This window comes from Streptomyces sp. NPDC058864, assembly GCF_042742985.1.
In the GTDB taxonomy this organism is placed as follows: domain Bacteria; phylum Actinomycetota; class Actinomycetes; order Streptomycetales; family Streptomycetaceae; genus Actinacidiphila.
On sequence record NZ_JBHYMQ010000090.1, the window covers coordinates 19,524 to 29,001 of the forward strand.

A 9,478-nucleotide genomic window follows, 5' to 3' on the forward strand; every position below is an offset into this window, starting at 1 on the left:
GTCCCGAACTACGGTCGTCAATGCGGCGACGCGGGCCGCCTAGCGCGCGTCCGCCGACGGCACGCAGCATCGAGGAGGAGCAGCGGCATGAGCCTGCTGGCACGGATCGACCAGCCCGCGGACCTGAGGGGTCTGAGCCATCCGGAGCTGGTCCGGCTCGCCGGGGAGATCCGCGAGTTCCTGATCCGGCACGTCGCGGCCACGGGAGGCCATCTGGGGCCCAACCTCGGCGTCGTGGAGCTGACCCTGGCGCTGCACCGGGTCTTCGACTCCCCGCGTGACCGGCTGCTGTGGGACGTCGGGCACCAGGCGTACGTCCACAAGATCGTGACCGGGCGGGCCGGTGAGTTCACCGGTCTGCGGCAGCGCGGCGGTCTCTCCGGTTATCCCAGCCGGGAGGAGTCCGCGCACGACCACATCGAGCACTCGCACGCCTCGGCGGCCCTGTCGTACGCCGACGGCATGGCCAAGGCGGAACAGCTCACGGGGAGGACGGACCGGCACATCGTCGCCGTCGTCGGCGACGGCGCGCTCACCGGCGGGCCGGCCTGGGAGGCCCTCAACAACATCGCGGAGGCACCCCACCGGCCCGTGGTGATCGTCCTCAACGACAACGGCCGTTCGTACGCGCCGACCGTGGGCGGACTCGCCCGGCACCTGGCGGCCCTGCGCGCCCACGCCGGCTACGAGCGCCTGGCGGGCTGGGGCAAGCAGGCCCTCGGCGGTGCCGGGACGCCGGGGCGGGCGCTGCACCGCACCCTGCACGCGGCCAAGGAGGGCATCAAGGAGGGGCTGAGGGCGGGCCTCGGGGAGGACTCCGCGGAGGCCGTGGCGCCGCACTCGCTGTTCTCCGCGCTGGGACTGCACTATCTCGGGCCCGTCGACGGTCACGACATCGGCGCCCTGGAAGCGGCCCTGGAGCAGGCCAAGTCCCATGGCGCGCCCGTCGTCGTCCACTGCATCACGCGCAAGGGGCTCGGGTACGCGCCCGCCGAGCAGGACGAGGAGGACCACCTGCACGGCATCGGAGTCATCGACCCGCGGACGGGACGCCCTCTGCGGCCTTCCGGCACGACGTGGTCGGCGGCGTTCGGCCGGGAACTGGTGGAACTGGCGGACGCGCACCCGGAAGTCGTGGCGATCACCGCGGCCATGCCCGGCTCGGTCGGTCTGAACGACTTCGCGGCACGGTACCCGGCACGCTTCTTCGACGTCGGGATCGCCGAGCAGCACGCGCTCGCCTCGGCCGCCGGGATGGCCATGTCGGGACTGCACCCGGTGATCGCCCTGTACGGCACCTTCCTGAACCGCGCACTCGACCAGGTGCTGATGGACCTCGCGCTGCACCGTCTCGGTGCGACCCTCGTACTCGACCGGTCCGGGGTCACCGGTGACGACGGCCCCAGTCACAACGGGCTGTGGGACCTGGCGATGCTCCAGGCCGTCCCCGGCCTGCGCATCGCCGCTCCCCGGGACGCGCGCACGCTGCGGGAGCGGTTGCGGCAGGCCGTTTCGATCAACGACGCGCCGACGGTGCTGCGGTACCCGCGGGGCGCGGTCGGCCCGGAGATCGCGGCGGCCGCTCGTGCCGGTGCGGTCGACGTCCTGCGGGAGGCGGCGCCCGGCGCGGACGCCGTGCTGCTGATCGCCGTCGGGACGATGGCCCCGGTCGCCCTCGATGCGGCGGCACTCTGTGCCGGGCGCGGGGTGGAGATCACCGTGGTGGACCCGCTGTGGGTCAAACCGCTGCCCGGTGAACTGATCGCCCTCGCAGCCGATCACGCCCTGGTCGTCACGGTCGAGGACGGCCTGCGCACCGGGGGAGTGGGCACCGCGGTGGTCCACGCCCTGCAGGAGGCCGGCGTCCGTACCCCGGTGCGCGTCCTGGGAGTGGCCGACGGGTTCCCCCGGCAGGCCGGCCGTGCCGAGATCCTCGCGGAAGCGGGTCTGACCGCGCGGGCCGTGGCCGACACCGTCACCCGGGCACTGGCACAGCCTGCCGTGCCCGCGCTGCCCGCCGGCCCCCTGACCGCCTCCGGGGCCGAACGGCAGTGAAATGCACACGCCGGTAAAATATTGCTACCGCGAGAGCGGTCGGAGGGTGCGTCATGGCCAAGATCATCTGCCGCAGGACCGCCGAGCGGACGCTCGGGGGTACTGATTCCCCGTCCCGGCCGCCCGGACCCCGCGCGGCCGTGTCCGCCGCGGTGGCCGACCTCAACGCGGGCGCCCTCGCGTTCGTCATGGGTACCGGCATCGTCTCCACCGCCCTGTACGTCAACGGCGCCGGCACCGCCTCCGCCGCGCTGCTGTGGGTGGCACTGGCCGGGTTCGCGGTCCTGCTGCCCGCCTACGGCCGGCGGCTGCTGCGGCACCGCGAACGGTTCGTCGCGGACCTCCTCGGGCCGCGCGCCTTCGCCTTCCTCACCCTCGCCATCTCCGCCAACGTGCTGGCCGCGCGCCTCGTGTCGGACGGCCACACCGCCTTCGCGGCGGCGTTCCTGGCGTTCGGGACCCTGGGGTGGGTGGTGCTGGACTACGGAATCCCCGTCGCGCTCATCACCACCTTGAAGCGGGGCCCCTCGTTCGACCAGGTGAACGGAACCTGGTTCCTGTGGGCGGTGGGTTCCCTGTCGGTGGCGGTCGCGGCGGCCTCGCTGGCCCGGGTGACCCCGGGCCACGCCCTGCCCGTGCTCGCGGTGGTGTGCTGGTCCGTCGGACTGATGCAGTACCTGCTGACCGCGGCCATCGTCCTGGCCAGGCTGCTCGCCCGGCCGGTCCGGCCGGAGGGCCTCATGACGTCCGTCTGGATCTTCATGGGGGCGGCGGCGATCGCCGTGCTCGCCGCCGTGCGGCTGCTGGCACTGCCGTCGGGCAGCACCTTGTTGTCGCGCCCGCTCCTCGTCGGGTCGTCCGTCGTCCTCTGGTCGTTCTCCAGCTGGCTCATCCCGCTCCTGCTCGCCCTGGGCGTCTGGCGGCACGCGGTGCGCCGCGTTCCGCTGCGCTACGAGCTCGGCTGGTGGAACCTCGTCTTCCCGGTCGGCATGTACGCCGTCACCACGCACGAACTGGGACATGCGACCGGCACGGCGTGGATGACGAACGTGGGACGCTGGGAGGTCTGGATCGCCGCGGGGTTCTGGGTCGTTGTGGCCGCCGCCATGACGGCCGCCAGGCTCCGGGCCGTTGCGTCACGCACCGGCTGAACCCGGGGCCCGTCAGACGCGCAGCCACGGCAGGTACCCCACCGGCAGCGCGAAGCTCATGACCACTCCCGCTGTCCCCGCCACGACGGCGCCCACGTGCACCGGCCAGTGTCCGTGATTGCCGAAGAGGAGGCAGCGCAGCAGGCCCGCGAGTCCGCCCAGGGCGGCGATGACGCCGAGCTCGACGGCCAGGCCGGTGTTGAGGATCTGCACCGCGCCCAGGACGGCGAGACCGGTGGCCAAGGACGTTCCTCCGGCCCAGTCGCGCATGGTTTCCTCCCGTCGTCCCGGGCGGGTCGGCACGGTTCGGCGTCGGGACCGGTCGGTCGTGCGTGACACCACCGGCCCCTCGCCCCGCGTCAGTCGGCGATCTCGATCCTGCCGTTGGACGCCTCCGGGTGGCCCGGCGCCGCGGCTCCGCGCCTGGCGATGCCCTTGAGCAGGTCGGCGAGGTCGACTCCCGTGGTGGAGCTGAGCAGTTCCATGCCCTGGGCCACGTTCTCCGCGACGGTGCGCGACAGTTGGCCGGCTCCGTCCGTCGAGATCACGGTCATCTTGTCCACGGCGGCCAGCGGCTCGGAGGCCTTCGCGACGACCTGCGGCAGCACCTCGACCAGCATCTGGAGCACCGCGGCGTCCCCGTACCGGGCGAAGGCGTCCGCCTTCTTCTGCATGGCCTCGGCTTCGGCCGACCCCTTCGCCGCGATGGCCGCGGCCTGTGCCTCGCCCTCGATGCGTACCGCCTCGGCGAGCGCGGCGCGGTGTGCCTTCTCGCCCTCACCGGTCAGCCGGGAGCGCTGGGCGTCCGCCTCAGCCTCCTTGACCAGCGCGATACGGCGGGCCTCGGCCTCCTGCTCGGCCCGGTAGCGCGCGGCGTCGGCCGGCTTGCGGACCTTGGTGTCGAGTTCGCGGTCGGTCAGCGCGGCCTGCCGGGCGGCGACCTTCTCCTGCTCGGTGAGGACCTCCTGGCTGCGGGCGGCCTCGGCGAGCGGGCCGGCGGCCGCGGCCCGGGCGGCGGCCTCGTCCGTCTCGGCCTTGATCTCGGCCTGCTTGAGCGCGAACGTCCGCTGGGCTATCGCGATCTCCTCCTCGGCCTTGAGCCGGGCCTGCTCCGAGGCCTGCCGTGCCACCGCCTCGGCGATGTCCGCCTCCTGCCTGGCCCGGGCGGCCTCGGGCCGTCCCAGGTCCTCCAGGTAGGAGCCCTCGGTGGTGATGTCCTGGATCTGGAACGCGTCCAGGACCAGGCCCTGCCCGGACAGGCTGGCCTCCGCCTCCTCGGCCACCTGCCCGGCGAACGCCGCGCGGTCACGGATGACGTCCTCGACGGACATCCGCCCGACGATGGAGCGCAGGGCGCCCGACAGCACCTCCTGGGTGAAGCCGACGATGCCGTCCTGCTGCATCAGGAACCGCTGGGCGGCGGCGCGGATGGAGTCCTCGGTCCCCCCGACCTTGACGATCGCGACGCCCTCCAGGTGGGCCTTCACCCCGCGCAGCGTGACCGCGCCGCGTACCGCGACGGGGATGTGCCGGCTGGACAGGTCCAGGGTGAACTTCTGCTGGACGAAGGGCACCACGAACACGCCCCCGCCGACCACGACCTTCTGACCGCTGTTGTCGGTGAAGACGCGTCCGGTCTCCGGATCGGTGGACTTCTTGCCACGCCGGCCGGTGACGATGAACGCCTCGCTGGGACCGGCGACCTTGTAGCGGGTGATGACGACGAGGGCGAGCAGGACGACGAGTACGACGATGCCCACCACAGCGGTGAGTACAGGGCTCATGCCGGATTCCCTTGATCAGAACGGAATTGACGAAGACGTGGTGCCGGAAGGCCAGGTGCCAGTGCCAGGTGCCGGGTCCGAGATGCGGGGCGCGGTCAGTGGTCGACGGGACGGACGGCCACCGACGTGGCCGACAACGCCGCCTCCACCCACACCCGCGAGCCCCGCGGCAGCGGTACGGGGCTCTTGGCCGCGAGCTTCACGGGCTGCCCGGCCAGGTACGCGAGCACCTCGCCGTAGCCGTCCACCGGAATCGCGGTGACCACCGTGCCCGTACCGCCGACGAGGTCGTCGCCACGCGGTGCGGCCGACGTGCCCCCGTGCATCAGGGAGCGGCTGAACCTCAGGGTCAGCCATCCCGCCACGCCACCGGCGGCCGCACCCACCGTGGCCGCGAACGCCGTTCCGAGCCCCGTCGTGCCCAGGACGATCGCGCCGGTGAAGCCGAGCATCGACACGAACCCCGCGATCACCGGCAGGGACAGCAGTCCGTCCAGGCCCCCCAGCCCGTCAAGGAGTCCGTCCAGGACGCCGTCGAAGACGAGTGCCAGCGCAAGCACCGCCAGACCGGCGATGCCGAGACCGAGAAACCATTCCATCCCGCCCCCGCCCGCTCGCCGACCTGGTCTTCCGTGGACACCGCGATGCTGTCACCGGCCTCAGCGCCCGGTCATTGCCCGATCCCGGCAATCTTTACGCGTTCTTTACCGCCTGCTGACGCGCGACCGGCGCGGGCGGCGCTCCGCCGGCCGCGGGGCGCGCACGCCCGGGCCCCGGAGCATCCGCGAAAACCCGTTGGCGGACCACGGCGACCACTGCTAGCTTTCCGGAGGCCGTGCGAGAGAACGAGGAGGTGGTACCCGTGAACACAGTACTGACATGGGTGCTCCCCTCCGGGGTCACGGTCGGACGATAGGTCGTCCGGGAGCGCCGTTCACGAGCACTCCCGAAAGGCACGACCGTGCGATTCACTTCCGAACAGCGCCTCGACGACGGCGTCCTCGAACGCGAATTCACCCTCGGCGAGATTCCCGGCACCTTGTGGACGCCTGAATCCGCCGCACCGGCCCCGCTGGTCCTGATGGCCCACAACAACGGCCTGCCCAAGGCGGATCCCCGGCTTGTGGCCCGGGCCCGGTACACCGCGGCGCGCGGGTACGCGGTGGCCACCATCGACGCCGCCGGGTGCGGTGACCGGCCCCGTTCCGCCGCCGACGAGCAGGCCCGTGCCGAACTCCGGCGGGCGATGCAGGCCGGCGAGCCGGTCGACGAGATCTTCGAGTCCTTCATCGGCCCGCTGGTCGAGAACGCGGTCCCGGAATGGCGGACCACTCTGGACGCCCTCCTCGAACTGCCCGGGATCGGCGGCCCGGTCGGGTACTCCGGGGGGTGGACCGCACTCGGCATCCGACTGGCGGTGGTCGAGCCGCGCATCGCGGCCGCGGGCTTCTTCGCCGGGGGGTACGTGCCCCGCGCCCAGCGCGAGGAGGCCCGGCAGGTCACCGTTCCGCTGCTGTTCCTGCTGCAGTGGGACGACGAAGGGAACCCCCGGCAGCGGGCTTTGGACCTGTTCGACGCCTTCGGCAGCAAGGAGAAGACGCTGCACGCCAACCTGGGAGGGCACACCGGCACCCCGTGGTTCGAACTGGAGGACGGGTGCCGGTTCCTGGACCGGCACCTGAAGTGAGGCCGGGCCGTCCGGCGGGCAGCGGACGGTAGGACAGCCGCCCCGATCGCAGAGGTACCGCCGGTCGGGGCGGCGCGTCTCCGGGTCGACGTCGGTGAAGGTCCCGCCGGTGCCTGCTGCCGCACCGCACCGGTTTCACGACCGCGGGCGCACCTGAAAACCCTCTGAAACGGCGATGAACGGAGGCTCGGTCACGCTCTGCGGCATGACGACGACGGCCCCGCGAGGGGTGGCGACCCGGGAGGGGATCACCATGAACGGCCTGCGACTGATGCGCCGTCACGCGGCGGCCTTCGTACGCTTCGCGGGGCTGGGTGGCGGGATCACCCTGGTGGCCTCGGCGGCGCTGGCCCTGCTCTCGCAGTGGATCCCGTGGATGGCGGCGAACGTGCTGACCACCGTCGTCTCGTCCGTGGTCGCCACCGAGCTGCACGCCCGCGTCTCGTTCGGCCACGGACGGCCCGGCCTGGCGGGCCACTTGAAGAGCGCGGCCACCATCGCCGTGGGCTGGCTCGTCACTTCGGCCGCAGTCGGCGCGCTGGCCTTGCTCCGCCCCGGCGCGGGAGTCGTCCTGCAGCAGTCGGTGTACCTGTCGGCCACCGCGCTCGTCGGGCTCGGCCGCTATCTCGTGCTGCGTCTGTCCGTGTTCGCGGAGCGTGCCCCGCGCCCTGGGGCCGGCGGCGGTGTCCGGTCGCGGGTGGCGTACGACGCGGTGGCGTGAGGTCCGGGGCCGGACGCTGCGCCGGTACGGGGGAGTGGCGGGCTGCCGAGCCCGGGCCGTGGACGACGCACGGCCGAGGATCAAGGTCCTGTGCTCCGGTGGCGTCGTGCCGCCACCCCCTCGTGCCTATCCGACGATGTCGCCGATGAACTCCGGTGCAGCGGGGCTGGTGCCACGTCGCACAACGACGAGAATCCTCCGGCCGTGCTTCCGGTCGAGCACGGCATCTCGAGGTCGGGCGCCCAGAGTGACAGGGCCGTTACGTTGCGACACCAGAACGGTGACACTGCGTCGGGCGCTGCGCGGTGCCGGCTCGCGACGGCCCCGCCGACGGCTGCCCCACCGCCGGGCCGGCCGTCGACATGGCCCGTGATGCGGGCGCCTCGGCGACGCATCCGGTGTGCGCGAGGGGGTTCGGGGATTCGTGGAGTGGCTCGCGGCAGAGGGTGCGAGGCCCTGCCGGTGAGCGACCGATCGTGCGCTGCCCGCTCGGGAGGTGGTCCCTCTTGCCCTATTTAGATGTTATATGTACTCTATGCCTGTGGATGGTCGCACGGGCAGTGCCGCCGACGTCGGTATTCACCCGTGTTGGGTTCTTCCTGGTGGGTCCGCAGATCCCCTCTTCGACCCTCGGCGGTGCCGCTTTCGAAGGTGGCGCAGCGCCAGGAGGCCGGGTCCCCACGTATCGGCAGCACCGGCGAAGCAAAAGAGCAGGCACCAATGACCACGATCTTGATCACGACAGCCAACGGTGAGACCGGCCGACCGATGGTCGACTACTTGCTCAGGGAAGGCTTCCACGTACGGGCCATGGTCCGCACGGACGACGAGCGGGCACAGCGACTGCGTGACAAGGGCGCCGACGTCGTGTTCGGCGACTTGCTCGACCTCCGCGACGTCCGCAAGGCCATGGAGGGTGTCCGGCGCGCCTACTTCAACTACCCGATCGGCGAGGGGCTGGTGGAGGCCGCGGTGATGTTCGCTCAGGCCGCCAGGGAGGAGGAGCTCGAGCTCATCGTGAACATGTCGCACTTCCAGTCCCGGCCCCACGCACGCAGCAAGGCCACTCAGAACCACTGGTTGTCCGAGCAGATCTTCGACTGGTCGGGAGTCCCCGCCACTCATCTGCGGGTCACGTTCTTCATGCAGTGGCTGCTCTACATATCCGGCCTGATCCGCTACGGCCGCTACGTGATGCCGTTCGACAAGGAGAGCCGCTTCGCCCCGATCGCCGGCCGCGACATCGCGCTGACCGCTGCCCGTGTCTTCGCCGCGCCCGAAGAGCACGGCGGACGGATCCACGCCCTCACCGGCCCTGTGGAATACAGCCACGAAGAGCTGGCGGCCGAGGTCAGCCGAGTGCTGGGCAAGGACCTTCCGTTCGAGCAGGTAACCGTGTCCACCTTCCTGGAGATGCTCGGCATCGGGCATGACCTGGCGAAGCTCAAGCACTTCGAGGCCGTGACCCTCGACCAGCAGGAGGGCCGTCTGGCGGGCGTCAGTGACACGGCCCGGCGGATCATCGGGCAGCCGCTCACGACGGTCGAGGAGTTCATCGATGAACACCGCCCGGCGTTCGAACTCGACCACGGCAAGCCCGGCGCGTAGCCGGCCGGCCCGGGGCGGACGGGCCCGCTGGCCGTACTCGCTGGGACTTGGTGCGGTCGACGCGCTGACCAGCCCGTTTCACCGTGTCGCCAGTGGGCGGCGGCCGCTGAAATCCCGCTGAAAGGCCGTTGAACGCGACGCCCCGCAGACTCCGGGGCATGACAACGACGCACGCATCCGCCATCGCGGCCACGGGGCTGCGGAAGTCCTTCGGGGACAAGCCGGTCCTCCAGGGCATCGACCTGCACGTGCCCACGGGCACGATCTTCGCCCTCCTGGGCCCCAACGGTGCCGGCAAGACCACCGCCGTCAAGATCCTCTCCACCCTCGTCACCGCCGACGCGGGCGACATCCGTGTCGGCGGCCACGACATCGCCGCCGAGCCGCAGGCGGTGCGCGCGGCGATCGGCGTCACCGGGCAGTTCTCCGCGGTCGACGGGCTGATCACCGGTGAGGAGAACATGCTCCTCAT

9 protein-coding genes are annotated in these 9,478 nt (G+C 71.8%); 6 read left to right on the top strand and 3 right to left on the bottom strand.

Annotation, left to right across the window (positions count from 1 at the left end):
• The first annotated feature begins 87 nt into the window (after nt 1-87).
• Together dxs and ACFW3D_RS37960 are read left to right on the top strand one after the other, a co-directional pair.
• The gene (dxs, locus tag ACFW3D_RS37955) at nt 88-2,055 is read left to right on the top strand and encodes a 1-deoxy-D-xylulose-5-phosphate synthase (protein WP_500512498.1); all 1,968 of its coding nucleotides are present in this window, start codon (nt 88-90) and stop codon (nt 2,053-2,055) included.
• Nucleotides 2,056-2,108: 53 nt separating this feature from the next.
• Entirely contained in the window at nt 2,109-3,206 is a 1,098-nt protein-coding gene (locus tag ACFW3D_RS37960) for a tellurite resistance/C4-dicarboxylate transporter family protein (protein ID WP_500512500.1), read from the top strand.
• A 12-nt stretch (nt 3,207-3,218) separates the two neighbouring features.
• On the opposite strand, the gene ACFW3D_RS37965 is transcribed toward ACFW3D_RS37960, so the two are convergent.
• The 3 genes from ACFW3D_RS37965 to ACFW3D_RS37975 all read right to left on the bottom strand — a co-directional run bounded on the left by ACFW3D_RS37965 (nt 3,219) and on the right by ACFW3D_RS37975 (nt 5,589).
• Nucleotides 3,219-3,476 carry a hypothetical protein gene (locus tag ACFW3D_RS37965; RefSeq protein ID WP_500512502.1) on the bottom strand — a complete coding sequence of 86 codons (258 nt, stop codon included), beginning with the start codon at nt 3,474-3,476 and terminating at the stop codon, nt 3,219-3,221.
• A gap of 89 nt (nt 3,477-3,565) precedes the next feature.
• Nucleotides 3,566-4,990: a flotillin family protein gene (locus tag ACFW3D_RS37970; protein WP_500512504.1), complete on the bottom strand. Its 1,425-nt coding sequence runs from the start codon at nt 4,988-4,990 to the stop codon at nt 3,566-3,568.
• A 95-nt stretch (nt 4,991-5,085) separates the two neighbouring features.
• The gene (locus ACFW3D_RS37975; RefSeq protein WP_500512506.1) at nt 5,086-5,589 is read right to left on the bottom strand and encodes an NfeD C-terminal domain-containing protein; all 504 of its coding nucleotides are present in this window, start codon (nt 5,587-5,589) and stop codon (nt 5,086-5,088) included.
• A gap of 362 nt (nt 5,590-5,951) precedes the next feature.
• Between ACFW3D_RS37975 and ACFW3D_RS37980 the strand changes: the two genes are divergently transcribed.
• The 4 genes from ACFW3D_RS37980 to ACFW3D_RS37995 all read left to right on the top strand — a co-directional run.
• On the top strand, nt 5,952-6,677 hold the full coding sequence (locus tag ACFW3D_RS37980; protein WP_500512508.1) for a dienelactone hydrolase family protein: 726 nt from the start codon (nt 5,952-5,954) through the stop codon (nt 6,675-6,677).
• Nucleotides 6,678-6,930: 253 nt separating this feature from the next.
• On the top strand, nt 6,931-7,398 hold the full coding sequence (locus tag ACFW3D_RS37985; protein WP_500512516.1) for a hypothetical protein: 468 nt from the start codon (nt 6,931-6,933) through the stop codon (nt 7,396-7,398).
• 720 nt (nt 7,399-8,118) lie between these two features.
• Nucleotides 8,119-9,006, top strand: coding sequence for an NmrA family NAD(P)-binding protein (locus ACFW3D_RS37990; RefSeq protein WP_500512510.1), 888 nt, complete (start codon nt 8,119-8,121; stop codon nt 9,004-9,006).
• Between the two features lie 158 nt (nt 9,007-9,164).
• Nucleotides 9,165-9,478 (top strand): ATP-binding cassette domain-containing protein (locus tag ACFW3D_RS37995; protein ID WP_500512512.1); only part of this gene is annotated, 314 nt, incomplete at its 3' end.

Coding starts and splice junctions, on each gene's coding strand:
- ACFW3D_RS37990 (WP_500512510.1), top strand. CDS start 8,119: ATGACCACGATCTTGATCACGACAGCCAACGGTGAGACCGGCCGACCG.
- ACFW3D_RS37970 (WP_500512504.1), bottom strand. CDS start 4,990: ATGAGCCCTGTACTCACCGCTGTGGTGGGCATCGTCGTACTCGTCGTC.
- ACFW3D_RS37975 (WP_500512506.1), bottom strand. CDS start 5,589: ATGGAATGGTTTCTCGGTCTCGGCATCGCCGGTCTGGCGGTGCTTGCG.
- ACFW3D_RS37960 (WP_500512500.1), top strand. CDS start 2,109: ATGGCCAAGATCATCTGCCGCAGGACCGCCGAGCGGACGCTCGGGGGT.
- ACFW3D_RS37965 (WP_500512502.1), bottom strand. CDS start 3,476: ATGCGCGACTGGGCCGGAGGAACGTCCTTGGCCACCGGTCTCGCCGTC.
- ACFW3D_RS37985 (WP_500512516.1), top strand. CDS start 6,931: ATGAACGGCCTGCGACTGATGCGCCGTCACGCGGCGGCCTTCGTACGC.
- dxs (WP_500512498.1), top strand. CDS start 88: ATGAGCCTGCTGGCACGGATCGACCAGCCCGCGGACCTGAGGGGTCTG.